The sequence below is a fragment of the Bacillus sp. FSL K6-1366 genome (assembly GCF_037976695.1).
In the GTDB taxonomy this organism is placed as follows: domain Bacteria; phylum Bacillota; class Bacilli; order Bacillales; family Bacillaceae; genus Bacillus; species Bacillus subtilis.
The window spans coordinates 2,727,002-2,743,113 of sequence record NZ_CP150268.1 but is presented as its reverse complement, the minus strand read 5'-3'; the positions used below and the strand labels follow the sequence as shown (position 1 = coordinate 2,743,113).

The following is a 16,112-nucleotide window of genomic DNA, read 5'->3' as shown; positions in this document are numbered from 1 at the left end:
ACCAGTGTTTTTCATTGTCGGACCGGTCATGTAAGCAAAAAAAGCCCCTATATATCCCGATTTGCATGATTCCTAATCTTTAATATCGATTTTTCACTCTCCATAGAAGGCTCTTTATGTAAAGCCAATATTAAAGTTATCCCTATAATACAAATAGCACCAATCCATTGAAAAGAACCAAATGGCGCTTTTAACCAAACGACAGTTGTTACAACAGCTGATAGAGGCTCTAGACTGCCTAGTAGGCTTGTTTCTTTTGGAGAGAGGCTTTCCAAGCTTTTTATGAAGAACCAGAACGCAATCATTGTTCCAAATAATATCACAAATAAAATATATGCATAAGCCTCAGCAGTTAATCGTTGAAAATCCAGTTGCCATGGCGGATGGATAAAACCCAATGCAAAACCGCCAATAATCATAGCCCAACCTACAACGACAAGAGAATCAAATTTATTTAATAAACCAACGGCATACAAAGTATAAAAAGCTGCCGCGAATCCTGATAAAACTCCCCATACTACTGCAGCTGCCGGCACTGAAAGTTGAGACATTGAACCATTTGTTAACAAAAAAAAGCAACCCACTAAAGCAAGCACAACAGTAATGATATCTTGTTTGGTAAGAACCGTTTGTTTTCGCAAAAGCGTGTAGATAATGACGATTACTGGGGATAAATATTGCAATAATGTAGCAACGGCAGCATTCCCATGTTGAATGGATGCCATATATGTGTACTGCACAGCTAGCATTCCCAATAGGCCAAAAATAAGAAGCTGGCCAGCCGACGCTTTGTTTCTCCAAACCTCAATAACCTGAGACCGATCCTTTCTGAACAGTTGCAGCATTAAAAGTAACATTCCAGCCGTAAGCAAGCGTGTCGTTACAAGCCAATTGACATCAATTTGATATTCTTGAAAAAGTTTTTTGGCTACTGTGCCTCCAATCCCCCAACATGTCGCCCCTGTGATAACATAGAACAATCCCATTCTTCTATTGGAAGTATTCATACATGACTCCTCACTAATAAATATAATAATAGTGTTATAATAAATGCAAAACATGATAAAAAATACTCAAATTGAATGAAAAAATATAAATATATTGAGGTGTGAAGTCAGAATGAAGAATTTTGTGATCGATCAAAATTTAAAAGAATTAACAGAGCACCGAACGGTAGAATTGCCAGTTGCCTGTTACGAGACAAGGATCAATCAAAATATAAATGGCTATATTCCGCTTCATTGGCATGATGAAATCCAATTTGTTTTGATACTAAAAGGGATAGCTCTTTTTCAAATAAATGAAGAAAAAATAGAGGTTCACGAAGGGGATGGATTATTTATCAATAGCGGCTGCCTGCACATGGCCGAAGAAAAGGAAGGCTCGGATTGTACGTATATTTGCTTGAATGTGTCACCCTATTTCGTTTTATCTCAGGAACTGTATTCAAGCTATGTTCAGCCCTATATGTTTTCAACCAATTTGCCCTATTTATTTTTGGATGGAAATCAACAGTGGGCAAAAAATATTCTAAATGCTGTTAAAAAAATAAATCAATTGATTCAACAAAAGACATCGCTCTATGAGATTGACATTACGATGCAATTAACGTTAATGTGGAAAAACCTGGTCGTTAATGGTTTTCAATTAGAGTACGATCAATCTGAAATGATAAAAAGTCATCGAATGAAACAAATGTTAAACTGGATCCATCTCCATTATGCTGAAAAAATCACATTAGAGGACATTGCAAAAGCTGGCCAACTGAGCCGTTCTGAATGCTGCCGTTATTTTAAACGAATGCTGAATAAGACGCCATTACGTTATGTAATGGATTATAGAATTCAAAAAAGCTTATTATTACTGCAACACCCTGAATCCAATGTGACAGAAGTGTCTTATCAAGTTGGATTTAACAGTACCAGTTATTTCATAAGTAAATTTCAACAAGCGATGAATATGACGCCATTATCATACAAAAAAATGAATTCATAAAGTTTATTCTATTAATAAACGGAGTCCTCTTAAGATGTTTACGGCTTTAAAACCAACATTGTATAATGATAGTCATTCTTGAAAATCGAGGTGATCATAACATGTTTTTAGCTCCACTATTTGAAAATGATGTTCCAGTAGCACTTCTCCGCCCTTAATGGAGTAAAGTGACTACTTCTCTCCGTTAGGGCATTTATTGACCTAATTTTAAATACGGAGGGAACAAAAAAATGAAAAATACCCTGTTAGGTTCTATATATTTAGCTTTAGCCGCTAGTATCTGGGGTGGCATGTATGTTGTGGTTAAGGTTGTTGTCGCAGTAATTCCGCCTTTTGAATTGGTTTGGATCAGGTACGTCATCGCCATCCTTGCGCTTCTTATTGTTGGTTTGATAAGGAAACAATCTTGGAAAATTCATAAGCGCGACCTTTTATTAATTGTTGCCATTGGAATTGTTGGCAACACCATTTCAATTGTTACACAAGAATATGGAACGATGTTGTCTTCAGCACAAATGGGAGCAATTATTACGTCCTCCACACCAGCGTTCATGGTTATTTTTGCTCGTCTATTACTTAAAGAACCATTGAATATAAAAAAAGGAACTTCAATAATTTTAGCGACCACAGGCGTATTATTTATTGTTGGAAACGGACATATTGATACCTCTAATCAGCTTGGCGGTATTTCTCTGCTTGTTGCAGCCCTTACATGGGCACTGATGTCAGTGCTTATCAAACGCGTGCCAAACAGCTATTCGCCTATACTTGTTACCACGTATTCAACTTTTGTGGCCATTGTGGCACTAACTCCTTTTGTAAAACCTAGCACGATTTTTACGCCACTACTGCTTGACCCTAAAATTCTAGGTGGCCTTTTGTATTTGGGAATTGTTTCAACAGCTTGTGCATTTTTATTGTGGAACCACGGCTTACAATTATTAAATGCCTCAAGTGGAGGCCTCTTTTTCTTTTTTCAGCCTCTGGTTGGAACCTTACTCGGATGGATTCTGCTTGGAGAACAAATAGGCGGGACATTTTGGATAGGTTCGTTTTTAATTCTGAGCGGTGTTTTATTAGTCATTAAAGAGAAAGAAAAAGAAGTGAAGTCATAACAAAAAAAAGCAAACTATTTTATATAGTTTGCTTTTCAATTAACCTTGTTCTTTCCCCTTCACTTCTTTATGTTCTGGTCTTCATTTATAATCTCTCCTTTCTTTATTTTTCTTCTCACCTCAATACCCATTTGAAGGTTGTCAATTTCCCTGATAATAATATTTGATGGCTAAATGTTTATCAACAAACCTTTTTCTGTTCGCAAGATAAGTGATAATGCATCATTAAGTAAGTGGGCCGTTATCCATATCAAATCGGTAAAGAAATTAGAACTTAATCATGTGCTTTAAATATTTTTAGCTGACATTTCACGAATATCGTTCTTTCTTATCTACTCAAATCATTTCTGTAATGTCATTGAGCCAATGAAAAACTGCTCACACGGATCAATTGACCTTTTCCTGATTGGAAATCCGACACGTTCCCTATTGTTTTTGCTTGATCTGTTTTTTCAAAAAAGTTATTGACATCAAAAATTCGATCATGTTATTATTAAAATTTTGATATTACACCTCCATATATGGTAATCTTAAGAAGGATACCATATAAGGAGGTGGATGATATGTTTCAAATTGGCGATAACATTGTTTATCCAATGCACGGAGCAGGTATAATTGAAGCCATAGAAGAAAAAGAATTCTTAGAGGAAAAACAACAGTATTATGTCATAAGAATGTCAATCAGTAATATGACAGTTATGATTCCAACGAGTAAAATATTGAGTTCGAATATACGACCAGTTACCGATATACTTGCATTAAAACACATTATGCACATTTTTCAGCATGGAGAATCAGATAGGTTACTGCCATGGAAGCAAAGGTACAAAATAAACACGGACAAAATAAAAACAGGTGAAATACAAGAAGGCGCTGAAGTTGTACGTGATTTAATGCGTATGAAGAAAGAAAAAGCACTTAATGCAAGCGAAAAAAAAATGCTGGATAATGCATATGAATTTTTGATTAGTGAACTGGAAGTAATTAAAGGAATCACTGAAAAACAAATAAAAAGTTTTGGTTAGATACATCCCAAAAGATATTTCGGTATATTATGATGAAAAGCAAATCTTCTCCAACTTATGTTTAGAACATTAACGACCTCTTTTGTTATTCCTACATTCTAATCCATTTTTATTATTTACATTTCTTCTGCGAAGATTGAAGTTTTACCCAAAAATTCAATAAAATAGTCACTTTTTTTAGTATCCTGATTCACACTGGCACGGACAAGGAGCCGTAAGGATGGAAGAGAGGTAGGGCTTTCATTGTTTTAGGTATCTCTAAGTGATTATTTCCAGGAGAAAAAAACAATCGATCTCCTCATTATTTTTAAGAATTTCTTATATCCACTGCCACATTGAATAATAATTGTTTATCTTCTTCTCATAAAAGAGATATGCGAGTTGATAACATTTAGATGAAACCATTTTTATAATTCATCTAATCTTACTTAAATGAACGAACAGGTTAGTGAAAAAAAGAGTCAGTTATCTATATTTGAACAAAAAATTAAATATTTTATATACATTCCGCATATTGTCAATCCAGTATGTTATACTGTAAACAAACCTTTGAAGTTTTAAATCTTTTTCTATTACCTTGTAGCATCTCCCTACTCGAACGTTGAGTAGGGTTTTTTATTGAGTATGATATAGACATAAAAAAACAGGCCCTATATAAAGAGCCTGTTTGTATAAACGATTGAAGATTAAGCTTTTTGAACGTTAGCAGCTTGAGCTCCACGAGCACCTTGCTCAACGTCAAACGATACTTTTTGACCTTCGTCTAAAGATTTGAATCCGTCACTTTGGATTGCAGAAAAGTGTACGAATACATCGTCTCCATTTTCGCGTTCGATAAAGCCAAAACCTTTTTCTGCATTAAACCATTTAACTGTACCTTGTTCCATTTTTGTTGCCTCCTAGTGTGTAACCACACAGTATATACTATCCTTGCCCAAAGTATCATCAAGACGAAAAGTCAATCTTCATACTATCCTTTACACCGAACAAAAATAATTCTTCTTTATTATATCAGGAATCGGAAATAACTGCAAATTATATTTACGATTTATTCATGGCATTATTTGTTAAACATGTGTATACCAGCGCAAAATAAGAGGCCTATTAAAAACTATGGTTTGAAAACACCGTGAAAAATGAATCACGAGTTGTCTTCAAACCTTTTTCTTTGCTTAATAGTACTTAGCTCAGCTGTTTCTTGTTCAAGAGCAAGATAATCTTTTAAAAGCAGGGCTGTTCACTTGTAAAACTTTGTTTCTGCAGATGTTTCCAAACAGTCACTCATGGATATACCCATTCTTTTTTCCTCAAACAATCAATGTTCACGGTCAAATAAATCGATCCCCATGGGGGAGCATTGAGAGAGTTTGACCCGATAATGTGCTGGGTATAATCTTCATACGCCTTTTGTATCCCGGCTGACTCTGCTAATAATAAACTGGAAATCAGTTTATTATTTCCAATAATTTTACAGATGAATGGGAAGAATACTTATCATATATGAGGTGTATAACGTTGGGCCTTCTAAGGCTATAAAACGTTTTCTACACTTAGAAGATCACCAGGGAAGGGGAAACTTTTTAATATGAAAGAACAAAACCTAAGGACTTTGAGAAAACTGGTTACACCTTATGAAAAGTCCGATTTACACAAAAGCATTTGTCAAATCATTAACACATTGGTGCCATTTTTCCTATTATGGTGTTTGGCATATAAGAGCTTGTCGATTTCTTATTTCCTTACATTAGCGATTTCTGTTGTTGCGGCAGGTTTTTTAGTGAGAACCTTCATCATCTTTCATGATTGCTGCCACTATTCCTTTTTTAAGAACAGAAAGGCGAATCGAATCCTTGGTACATTAACAGGAATTCTAACTCTGCATCCTTTTGATCATTGGGCACACGACCATTCTGTCCATCATGCGACAAGCAGCAACCTGGATAAACGCGGTACAGGCGATATTTGGGTACTGATAGTTGAGGAATATAAGAAAGCCTCAACTAAGACAAAAATAATGTACCGATTGTACAGAAATCCGTTTGTTATGTTTATTATTGGGCCGATTTACGTTTTTGGGATTGCCAATCGTTTTAATCGAAAAGGGGCAAAACGCAAAGAACGGATGAATACGTATGTAACGAACCTGGGGATCGTCACTTTGGCAGCACTTTTATGTTGGGCTGTTGGCTGGCAAAACTTCCTGCTAGTTCAGGTGCCGATTTTTATGATATCGGGCTCTCTCGGAATTTGGATGTTTTATATTCAGCATACGTTTGAGGATTCTTATTTTGAAGAAGATGAGCATTGGGAATATGTAAAAGCAGCAGTTGAAGGAAGCTCTTTTTATAAACTTCCAAAAGTCATGCAGTGGCTAACAGGCAATATCGGTTTTCATCATGTTCATCATTTAAGCCCGAGAGTCCCAAACTATAAGCTTGAAAAAGTGCATAACAACACTGAACCATTGCAAAACGTTCCGACCATTACACTGGTAACAAGCCTTAAGTCGTTAAAGTTCCGCCTATGGGATGAAGAAGGCAAAAAATTTGTTAGTTTTAGCCACTTAAAAAAAGCTTCTAAAAGCCAAGTATCGGCGCGGCTAACAACGGATTAAAATAAACTCCCCATAATCGCAGAATAAAAGTGCAGACTCGCGCAACGATGTTGTGCAGAGGTCAGCACTTTTTTAGTGGACTCCACAATGCGGTACAGCCGTATTTTCCGCAAAAAAATAACACCAAAGATGGTTAAACCCTTGGTATTATTGGGGTGCGGCCGAGAGAACTTGAACCTTTACGGGTTATTCACCCCACTGAGCCCTCAACATGGTAAATTCATATCACTGATTATGAAAGCTTATTTTCATTACATTTTACATCATCTCTAACGGTTTGTATGAATTGTGGTTAATAATTGGCGGCAAAAAACCCCCATACTTTCCCACATCTCCAAATCTCATTATAAAATGATTTCATATTCGTTCCCTCTCCTAAAACAATTAAAACTACAGAGACACTATCTTTCTCGGTAATTGAATTCACAAAAAATCTTTTTTATATCGAACTGCTAGATAGATTGCTGAAGCGAAGAATGCAATAGAATACTTAAATAAGAAGAAAACTTGCCACATATATTCTTTTGGGAAAAGCAAGTCGCAAAAAATTAGTGCACATAACGTACAGAGACTACCTTTTAAAGCGATTTGGTTTGTTCTTTCGTCAGTCTTACCCATTTTTTTAGTAAATACGAATGTCAGAATCAATCCGACTACAAGCAATACAAACCCACTGCCAATAAGAATATTCCAATTTCCCGGAGAATGTTCAGCCCAGGACTTTAAAGGGGAAAAAATTGCGTTGGTGATCGTATCTGTGATCGAATTCATTTTCATTTTTGATCATTTCCTTTCTCATAAGTAAAAATCTCGTTTACATCCACATTAAAAAATTCGGCAATTCGAAAAGCTAACAGCAGAGTCGGAACATAATTTCCTTTCTCCATTACAAAGATGGTTTGTTTGGAAACCCCGACTTTCTTTGCTAATTCTTGCTGAGACAATCTGGCAAGTACACGATATTCATAAACCTTATTTGAGATCGAATCACCAAAATCTTTCTTCATGACCATCACCTCTTGAACCAAATTATAAACTCACCTTATATAAAAGTAAAGTAAACTTATATAAAAATATAAAATACTTTTATGTTTATTAAGATTACTTTGATTTAATCATGAACCAGAATGCAGAAAGAACCTGACGAAATTCATGATTCCGTCAGGTTCGATCTAGTGTAATTTATATTTTTAAAAGAACACGGTTTTGATGGCGCATACAGAACAATGATTCTTGGTTATGACTCTGAGGCGCTGAAGTTGTAGAGCAAACAAAAGAATACAGAATCACTGATTATGTAAGAATATTTTCATTACACTTTCTAACTTCTCTTTACGTTAATAATTGGTGAGCAAAAAAACACCCTTACTTCATATTTCTCCAACTCTCATTATGTTCAAATGATCTAAGATTCGTTCCCTACCCCTTAAACTTCATATCTATTCCATGGTAATATTTAGATATAAACTTACTGAAAGGATTGGACAATGAAGGTATTTGAAGCTAAGTCTTTGTTATCTGAAGCTGAAAACCGAGCAAAAGATTATAAAGAATTGAAAAATCAAATGATTAAGCTAAGAAAAGCATTTAAGGCTGTTGCCGATCTTGATGACAGTGAGTTCTCTGGCAAGGGAGCAAACAATATTAAAGCTTTTTATCACGATCATGTGGGTGTCATTGATCAATGGATTGATTTAATTGAAATGAAGATCGCTTTCCTTACTAGTATCTCCGGTGTTTTAGAAGATGCCAGCTTATCTGACGCATATATCGAGGAATCCTTCTTAGAACATGAACTAACAAACGCATATAAAAAATCAAAATCAATTATGTCTGAGCAGAAGAAAGCAATGAAAGATATTCTGAATGATATCGATGACATTCTTACACTTGATTTATTTTCAACAGAGACTTTTAAAGATGAACTCTCTTCTGCCGAAAACACACGGAAAAAGACTGTTGATAAAATAGGCGATGTGGATGAAAACTTAAAAACTGAATATGCGATAACTGAACCTAACGAACAATTCATTAAAGCAGACTTTCAAAAGTTACAGGAATCAACAGGTAAGGGCAAGAATGCTACACCCCTTCACTATAATGCCAAGGCATATCGTGAGCGATATACATAAGAAAAAAGGCGATATCGAAAAGCAATCTGAAGCATATTTAAAGATCAAAAAAGAGGAAGCTAACAAACGTGAGATAAAAGATTTGAAAAAGCAGCTTGTAAAGGTAACAGATCCAGACGAGTATTTAAAAATTGCGAAGAAAATAGGATACGAGAATTTGGAACCTGAGCAGCAAGTTTATTTCCGCCAACTCGAAGAACTCCAACAAAAAGCTGAAATTGGAAAAGGTATTGCAGTGGGAATGTATGAAGCAGGTAAAGATACAGTGATGGGTCTCTATCAACTTGCAAGACACCCGATTGAATCGCTTTCTGGAACTGTGAACGCAGCCTTACATCCAATCGATACTTATAAGATCATAGCAAAAGACATAGAAGACACATTTCAACGTGAAATGATTAATGGAGATAGCCACAGCAGAGCAAAATGGGTTTCCTATGTCGGCAGTACTGTTGTTCTTGCAATAGTTGGTCCGAAAGGCATTGATAAAGTGTCTAAAGTTGCAAAAGCCGGTTCAAAAGTTGCTGCACTTAAGACACTTGAAGTTTCAAAAACAGGAATAAAAAAAGGTATAGAATACGTTAAAATACCAAGTGTTTTTGAACAACAGTACGCAATGGCTGGTGGTTCAGGGACTTTTCCTTTTAACGTGCTTGATGGAGAGAATTATAAAAACTCTGCACTTGAAATATTTAAGAACTCGTCTACTGTACAAGGATTAAAGAAAGCTAAACCGTATGAAGTTGTAAACGAATTAAAAACTTTTCAAAGCAGAAAATACATTTTCGGAGGACAATCATTCCTCATAGACAAACGAGGAATGAAGCATATTTTAGAGCGCCATCATCCTAATTTATGGGATGGTTCAATTAAGTCTCAACAATCTTTTCTTAATAAAGAGATGACTGTTAACGATGTTGCAGATGCGATAGAATCAATTATGAAACAAAACCGTGAAGAGTTAACAAAAAAAGGAACTAAATTTAGTTATCAAATTCGAGGAACATATGAGGGTCAAAAATATGTTGTTGGCTTTCAAAAAGGAAGAGTAGGACAATTCTATCCGGAAAAATAGGAGAGGTAAAATGTTTTATATTGAATCATTAATTCTTAGGCCAAATAAGAAGATAAACGATCTTTCAATCTCAAAAAATAATATTGACGATTACTTTGTTCCACTTAGCAATATAGAGGGACTAAAGAACATAAAACCACAGTTAGACTCTTACTATTTATCTGGGGCGATTATTTTAAAATATGGTGAACAAGATTTGCTTGATGTCACTATGTGGGACTTGGTTGACCAATTGTGGGCTTATTTTTTAAATCTAATTGAAGAAGCTATTGAAACAGGAAAAAGCGAAACTTATTTTCCAGATCAACCCCTTCTATTGAAAATGAAATCAATATCGAATGATATGTTGTTATTTGAAATTGACCAAAAACAAAAAGTATTACTACCGAAACTTGATTTTTTTGAATCACTCTTAAAGAATGCGAAAAGTTTCTTTGAAACTATGAATTTTGTTTTAGAAGGTAACTGTGATTATGAGTATGAACTTAATAAGATCGATGAATTGCAAACCAAAATTAAATGTATGTGAGGCTAAATGTGAATTACTCTAGAGTGAAAAAATTCTTTGATGAGAATAAAAAATATTCAATTCTTACTGGAGGCGTCACTGACAAACATATTAAAGAGATAGAAAAAGATCTCAAAGTAACCCTTCCAGACAGTTATAAGTGGTTTTTAACTGAGTATGGTTCAGGAGGCGCGTTCGGGACTATGATACTCGGTTATGACTCTCATGGAGCTGAAGTTGTTTTAAGCCTTGATACCAACAAAACAAATAATGGCGAATGCTGTTATTCTTTAAGATATCCAAGATGGCTAATGTAAACAGTAGGTAATAAATAAATTTCTTGGTTTTTATTAGAGGAACTTGAGATGTTTAAAGATGACTGGGTAAAAAAGAACTTCTAGAAGAATAACAAGAAAAAATTCTGAGTGCTTGTAGCCCTTATTCATGATTTAACAAGTTATTATTCCTTATGATTAATGAACAATTATCGTCATATGATTTTTTTCGATAAAAGCCATCTTCAAGGAACAAGAGAATTAAAAATACCAAGGGATTCAAAACCCTTGGTATCATTTATTATGCAACCAACAGAAAATTAATTAAGAAAAATAAACAAAATATCTCATAAGTACATGCGTTATTGTTGTTCACTCAAATAATTCATTCAATCATGTCTAATTCTTTAAGTCTTTTTATAAGAGCTTCTTCATCAATGCTACCCTTTGTACTCCCTTTAAATAAACTTAGATCGACTTCTCCCATATAGTTCAAATAACCGTTTTCTTTTAGTGCTTTACTTATGTAGTTTCTCGCATTAACATATACCCTATGTGCTTCAAGAGCTATTTCACCTGTTATATCTATTTTTCCACTATGAACAATTTCATTCCTAACTGAATATAGTCCGTCATACCAACCTTTAATAATTGGATTACTTTTAAAACCTAGGTCAGTTTTTAAAAACTTTTTTCCTAAATGATCCTCTAAGACATTCCGAAAGGCAATTGATGATGCTTTAGAGAGTTCCTGCTCTTCTTTTCCATTCTTTAATAATATAAGTTTGTGAGAATTTCTAATAAAAATCTCAAATGAGGTTTGCAAATCAATAATTACATCAATAAATTGTTCCTTATAAAAGTGAGATTTCGCAGAATGAAAAAATTTTTCAACTAGATATAAATCATGGTGATCATCATAAATCTTAATTTTATTTTGTAACTTTTTTAAACCCTCTTCTCCTAACACAAATTCTTTGTACGCATAATCCTGTGGATTTGTTACATAAATATAATCTTTATCTCCATATTTAATTATTATTATTGGTGGTAAATCAGCGATAGTAATGTTATGTACGTATTCTAAATTAAAACTTGCTCTGATGGCATCAAAGAACTTATTTAAATAACTAATAGTATTGAGAATCACAGTTCTCAGTATCTCATCAACTTCTTTTATATTATGCAAGTTATCTTTTGGAATTATATAATCAACAGTTATTCTTGTACATTCTTGACTGCTTTGAAAAAGACTATCATCAACAACTATACTTCTAGTATAAGTATTAAAATTTAATATGTACTCAACAATACCATAATTACTATAAAACTTCTGATTAGATTCTAATGGTAATTTAAACGGTAAATTAAAGTCAAAATTAAATTTCAAATGTTATCACTCCATTTTTAAGAGGATTATTTTATAAGGAAGGTTTAAAGAAAAAGGATATTTGAAGTAAGTTACTTTGAACAACACGTCATAAATCTAAGGGATTCAATGTGTCATTAATTCATCATACTCGTAAAAAATACTTTAGACCCAAATGGAGACATCCAAAAATGAAAAATACCAAGGGCGTCAAAACCCTTGGTATCATTGATGCGGCCGAGAGGACTTGAACCTCCACGGGTTATTCACCCACTAGGCCCTCAACCTAGCGCGTCTGCCATTCCGCCACGACCGCGTGATCATTAAATTGTGTTTGTGCTGGTTTAGTAGGCTCTTAACCTAGTAAAACCGATTTGCGTGCACTTTGTAAATAAAGTGCGGGTGAAGGGACTCGAACCCCCACGTCGTAAGACACTAGATCCTAAGTCTAGCGCGTCTGCCAATTCCGCCACACCCGCAAAAAGACAAATGGTGAGCCATGAAGGACTCGAACCTTCGACCCTCTGATTAAAAGTCAGATGCTCTACCAACTGAGCTAATGGCTCTTACTATTAGATTTCAAAAAATAAAAATGGCTGGGCTAGCTGGATTCGAACCAACGCATGACGGAGTCAAAGTCCGTTGCCTTACCGCTTGGCTATAGCCCAACGAAATGGAATGACCCGTACGGGATTCGAACCCGTGTTACCGCCGTGAAAGGGCGGTGTCTTAACCGCTTGACCAACGGGCCGATGGTTGAGAACTTATATCGAAATCTTATGGCGGAGAAGGAGGGATTTGAACCCTCGCGCCGCTTACGCGACCTACACCCTTAGCAGGGGCGCCTCTTCAGCCACTTGAGTACTTCTCCAATATGGCTCCACAGGCAGGATTCGAACCTGCGACCGATCGGTTAACAGCCGATAGCTCTACCACTGAGCTACTGTGGAATAATGAGACAAGACTTATTATATCAGCCTTGATTTACAGTGTCAAGAGGTAAATATTTTTATTTATCTCTCGTAACGACTTTTATAATGTAACATAGGCTTGCCATATTCGTCAACCTTTTTCACGAAAAAATTCTTTTTATTTTCCCGCGGCATTTTCCGCACCTGTATCTGTCAGGGTTCATGGCGCGCTTCTTTATATACTGTTGGCCGCAGGCCGTACAGATATACATATAAGTTTTTTTGTTTTCCGCTTTTTTCTTAAGGGGTGTACAGAACCTCGGCGCGTTGACCTGCTGCAAAAGCATTCTAAAATCTCTGTCTCTGTGCTTGTACCCTTTTCCTTCAAGGTGGAGGTGATAATGGCAGAGCTCGTGCTTGATAATGCCGATCAGCTCCTCCCTGCCGTGTTCAATCAGATATTTTCTGTTCAATTCAATGTTATGGGAGGTTAACAGGTACCTGCCGCCAGTGGTTTTAAGCCTGTCATTAAAAAGCGCCTGATGGCGGAACGGCTTTTTAAAATACGTTTTAGAAATATCCTCTGTCAGCTTTTGAAGCTCTATATTATCCATAGTGCACCTCACTTAAAAAACATTGAACGGGACAATTCACCGTTCGCATACAATATGGTAATCACCGTCCCTCTTATGATAAAAGCTGAGGAGGAATGAGCCTATGCCAAATTGGCTTAAAAAGCAGATGCAAAAAGCGTTCCTTGAAAAAGATAATTACCAAATTAAACTGCTGAATCAATGCTGGTATTTCTATAGGAAAAAACACTGCTCGTAAGCAGTGCTTTTATTTTACCATAGACAGCGATACTCTGCCTTTTTGTACATCTACGCCGTCAACCCAAACTGTCACAATATCGCCGACAGATACGACATCAAGAGGATGCTTGACGAATTGATTGCTCAATTTTGAGATATGCACAAGCCCGTCTTGTTTGACTCCGATATCAACAAACGCTCCGAAGTCCACTACATTGCGCACGGTGCCCTGCAGTTCCATTCCCTCTTTCAAATCTTCCAGCTGAAGGACGTCTGTTTTCAGCAAAGGCTTAGGCACCTCATCGCGTGGATCGCGTTCCGGCCTTGTCAGCTGTTCACAAATGTCTTTCAGAGTGATTTCGCCGATTCCCAGCTCTTTTGCCGTTTCAGAGAGCGCCAGCTGATTGATTTTGTCCTTCAATTCCGCCGTGCCGATATGTTCTGTTGAAAGTCCGAGTTTTTTCAAAAGTGCTTTTGTTTCTTTATAGCTTTCCGGGTGGATGCCTGTTCTATCCAAAGGCTCTGTCCCTTCCTGCACTCTTAAGAAACCGATACATTGTTCATAGGTTTTCGCACCGAGCCTTGGGATGTCCTTCAGTTCTTTTCGATTTGAAAACTTTCCGATTTCCTCGCGTTTTTTGACAACGTTGCCTGCTACAGATTTCGATAATCCAGCTACATATTGAAGCAGCGCGGCGGAGGCTGTGTTGACGTTTACTCCAACCTGGTTTACGACAGTTTCGACGACAAACCGCAGAGATTCATTTAAGCGTTTTTGGCTGACGTCATGCTGATACTGTCCGACACCAACAGACTTCGGATCGATCTTAACGAGCTCCGCGAGCGGGTCTTGAAGTCTCCGAGCAATAGATACGGCACTGCGCTCTTCAACCTTAAGGTCAGGGAATTCTTCTCTGGCAAGCTCTGAAGCCGAATAGACGCTTGCTCCCGCTTCATTGACGATCACATAATAAATTTTGCGCGGCATGTCTCTGAGTACATTGACGATGAATTGCTCTGTTTCTCTGGATGCTGTGCCGTTTCCGATCGCCACCATCTCGACTTGATACTGCTCAAGAATCTTTTTCACTTTTTCATGGGCTTCTTTTGTTTTGTTGACTGGCGCATGCGGATAGATCACATCAATTTTCAAGACTTTTCCAGTCTCATCTGACACAGCGAGCTTACAGCCGGTTCGAAAGGCTGGGTCAACACCGAGAACGGTTTTGCCTTTCATCGGCGGCTGCAAAAGAAGTTTTCTCAAGTTCTCTGAGAAAATATGAATCGCCTGTTCATCAGCTTTTTCTGAGAGCTCTTTCCTGATTTCACGCTCGATTGCCGGCTGGATCAGCCTTTTATAGCTGTCTTCAATTGTCTCCTGCAAAATCTCTTTTACGGATGTTGAGCGATTTTTGATGATTTGTTTTTCTAAATACGCCTTAATGTGATCCGCAGGCGGTTCGATCGACACCTTTAAAATGTCTTCTTTTTCGCCGCGGTTCATTGCCAGCACCCTATGCGGAACGACTTTTGCAATTGGCTCTTCATACTCGTAATACATTTCATACACATTTTTCTCATCGGTGTCTGCCGACTTTCCGGCTGCAGACTTAATGGTTCCTCTTTTGAAGGTTTCCTGGCGAATCCACTTTCTGAAGGTCGGCTCGTCTGAGATTTGTTCCGCAATAATGTGCTTGGCGCCTTCAATCGCTTCTTCTCGTGTGAACACTTCTTTTTCTTCGCTGATGTATTGGTCTGCAGTTGCTGCCAGATGATCATCTTGGGGAAGTGTCAGGATATAGTCGGCAAGCGGCTCAAGGCCTTTGCTTTTGGCGACTGTCGCCTTTGTTTTACGTTTTTGTTTATAAGGGCGGTAAAGGTCTTCCACTTCCTGAAGCTTCACCGATTGCTCGATTTTACGTTTTAGATTATCTGTCAGTTTATCCTGCTCTGCAATCAGCCTGATGACTTCTTCTTTTCGCTGATTCAGGTTTTGTATGTATTGCCAGCGTTCAGAAATCGTCTGAATCTGAACCTCATCCATTGAACCCGTCTGCTCTTTTCGATACCGGGCAATAAACGGGACTGTATTGCCGTCCTCAAGCAGGCGGATGACACTTTCAACATGTTTTTGTGATAAACCTATTTCTTTCGCAATTTGCTGTTTTAAAAGGGCTGACGTTTCCATGTAACCAAAGCCTCCAATTTTGTCGTTCTTTCTCTAGTGTATCAAAAACCGAAAAAAACACATAAAAAAAGACAGCTGGCGCTGCCCGTATCT

General features: G+C 36.9%; 14 protein-coding genes, 7 tRNA genes and 1 pseudogene. 8 read left to right on the top strand and 14 right to left on the bottom strand.

Annotated features, from left to right (window positions below):
* Positions 1-47: 47 nt before the first annotated feature.
* The gene (locus MHI44_RS14390) at positions 48-1,007 is read right to left on the bottom strand and encodes a DMT family transporter (RefSeq protein WP_015252746.1); all 960 of its coding nucleotides are present in this window, start codon (positions 1,005-1,007) and stop codon (positions 48-50) included.
* Positions 1,008-1,119: 112 nt separating this feature from the next.
* Here MHI44_RS14390 and MHI44_RS14385 point away from each other — a divergent pair, with 112 nt between their 5' ends.
* The 3 genes from MHI44_RS14385 (at position 1,120) to MHI44_RS14375 (ending at position 4,135) form a co-directional block, all read left to right on the top strand.
* Complete coding sequence (locus tag MHI44_RS14385) at positions 1,120-1,995, top strand: helix-turn-helix domain-containing protein (protein WP_326228432.1); 876 nt, start codon at positions 1,120-1,122, stop codon at positions 1,993-1,995.
* A gap of 230 nt (positions 1,996-2,225) precedes the next feature.
* Positions 2,226-3,110: a DMT family transporter gene (locus MHI44_RS14380; RefSeq protein WP_029317376.1), complete on the top strand. Its 885-nt coding sequence runs from the start codon at positions 2,226-2,228 to the stop codon at positions 3,108-3,110.
* Between the two features lie 563 nt (positions 3,111-3,673).
* Positions 3,674-4,135 (top strand): CarD family transcriptional regulator, encoded by a 462-nt coding sequence (locus MHI44_RS14375; RefSeq protein WP_010886417.1) that lies wholly within the window; start codon positions 3,674-3,676, stop codon positions 4,133-4,135.
* A 686-nt stretch (positions 4,136-4,821) separates the two neighbouring features.
* Here the strand turns inward: MHI44_RS14375 and cspC are convergent.
* Positions 4,822-5,022: a cold shock protein CspC gene (cspC, locus tag MHI44_RS14370; protein WP_003234247.1), complete on the bottom strand. Its 201-nt coding sequence runs from the start codon at positions 5,020-5,022 to the stop codon at positions 4,822-4,824.
* A 698-nt stretch (positions 5,023-5,720) separates the two neighbouring features.
* Here cspC and MHI44_RS14365 point away from each other — a divergent pair.
* Entirely contained in the window at positions 5,721-6,749 is a 1,029-nt protein-coding gene (locus tag MHI44_RS14365; protein WP_339202219.1) for a fatty acid desaturase, read from the top strand.
* Between the two features lie 423 nt (positions 6,750-7,172).
* On the opposite strand, the gene MHI44_RS14360 is transcribed toward MHI44_RS14365, so the two are convergent.
* Positions 7,173-7,526, bottom strand: coding sequence for a hypothetical protein (locus tag MHI44_RS14360; RefSeq protein WP_029317379.1), 354 nt, complete (start codon positions 7,524-7,526; stop codon positions 7,173-7,175).
* Positions 7,523-7,756 carry a helix-turn-helix transcriptional regulator gene (locus MHI44_RS14355; RefSeq protein ID WP_003240464.1) on the bottom strand — a complete coding sequence of 78 codons (234 nt, stop codon included), beginning with the start codon at positions 7,754-7,756 and terminating at the stop codon, positions 7,523-7,525. Before MHI44_RS14355 ends, MHI44_RS14360 begins: the two co-directional genes overlap by 4 nt.
* 480 nt (positions 7,757-8,236) lie before the next feature.
* Between MHI44_RS14355 and MHI44_RS14350 the strand changes: the two are divergent.
* From MHI44_RS14350 to MHI44_RS14340, 3 genes and pseudogenes are all read left to right on the top strand, one after another.
* Positions 8,237-9,956 (top strand): annotated as a pseudogene (locus tag MHI44_RS14350) (T7SS effector LXG polymorphic toxin).
* 10 nt (positions 9,957-9,966) lie between these two features.
* On the top strand, positions 9,967-10,485 hold the full coding sequence (locus MHI44_RS14345; protein ID WP_339202217.1) for a hypothetical protein: 519 nt from the start codon (positions 9,967-9,969) through the stop codon (positions 10,483-10,485).
* Between the two features lie 8 nt (positions 10,486-10,493).
* Entirely contained in the window at positions 10,494-10,781 is a 288-nt protein-coding gene (locus tag MHI44_RS14340) for an SMI1/KNR4 family protein (protein ID WP_082200919.1), read from the top strand.
* 343 nt (positions 10,782-11,124) lie between these two features.
* Here the strand turns inward: MHI44_RS14340 and MHI44_RS14335 are convergent, their stop codons facing one another.
* The 9 genes from MHI44_RS14335 to MHI44_RS14295 all read right to left on the bottom strand — a co-directional run bounded on the left by MHI44_RS14335 (position 11,125) and on the right by MHI44_RS14295 (position 13,633).
* On the bottom strand, positions 11,125-12,129 hold the full coding sequence (locus MHI44_RS14335) for a hypothetical protein (protein WP_339202212.1): 1,005 nt from the start codon (positions 12,127-12,129) through the stop codon (positions 11,125-11,127).
* A gap of 211 nt (positions 12,130-12,340) precedes the next feature.
* A tRNA-Leu gene (locus MHI44_RS14330) sits at positions 12,341-12,424 on the bottom strand.
* An 81-nt stretch (positions 12,425-12,505) separates the two neighbouring features.
* A tRNA-Leu gene (locus MHI44_RS14325) sits at positions 12,506-12,587 on the bottom strand.
* Positions 12,588-12,598: 11 nt separating this feature from the next.
* Positions 12,599-12,674 (bottom strand) — tRNA-Lys (locus MHI44_RS14320).
* A 27-nt stretch (positions 12,675-12,701) separates the two neighbouring features.
* A tRNA-Gln gene (locus MHI44_RS14315) sits at positions 12,702-12,776 on the bottom strand.
* 11 nt (positions 12,777-12,787) lie between these two features.
* Positions 12,788-12,859, bottom strand: a tRNA-Glu gene (locus tag MHI44_RS14310).
* A gap of 29 nt (positions 12,860-12,888) precedes the next feature.
* A tRNA-Ser gene (locus MHI44_RS14305) sits at positions 12,889-12,979 on the bottom strand.
* A 4-nt stretch (positions 12,980-12,983) separates the two neighbouring features.
* Positions 12,984-13,058, bottom strand: a tRNA-Asn gene (locus tag MHI44_RS14300).
* A gap of 122 nt (positions 13,059-13,180) precedes the next feature.
* Complete coding sequence (locus MHI44_RS14295) at positions 13,181-13,633, bottom strand: SprT family protein (protein WP_003234309.1); 453 nt, start codon at positions 13,631-13,633, stop codon at positions 13,181-13,183.
* Between the two features lie 103 nt (positions 13,634-13,736).
* Between MHI44_RS14295 and cmpA the strand changes: the two genes are divergently transcribed.
* Complete coding sequence (gene cmpA / locus MHI44_RS14290) at positions 13,737-13,850, top strand: cortex morphogenetic protein CmpA (RefSeq protein WP_003225207.1); 114 nt, start codon at positions 13,737-13,739, stop codon at positions 13,848-13,850.
* Positions 13,851-13,859: 9 nt separating this feature from the next.
* Here cmpA and MHI44_RS14285 read toward each other — a convergent pair whose 3' ends face one another.
* Positions 13,860-16,019, bottom strand: a complete 2,160-nt coding sequence (locus MHI44_RS14285; protein ID WP_217003203.1) for a Tex family protein — start codon at positions 16,017-16,019, stop codon at positions 13,860-13,862.
* Positions 16,020-16,112: the final 93 nt, after the last annotated feature.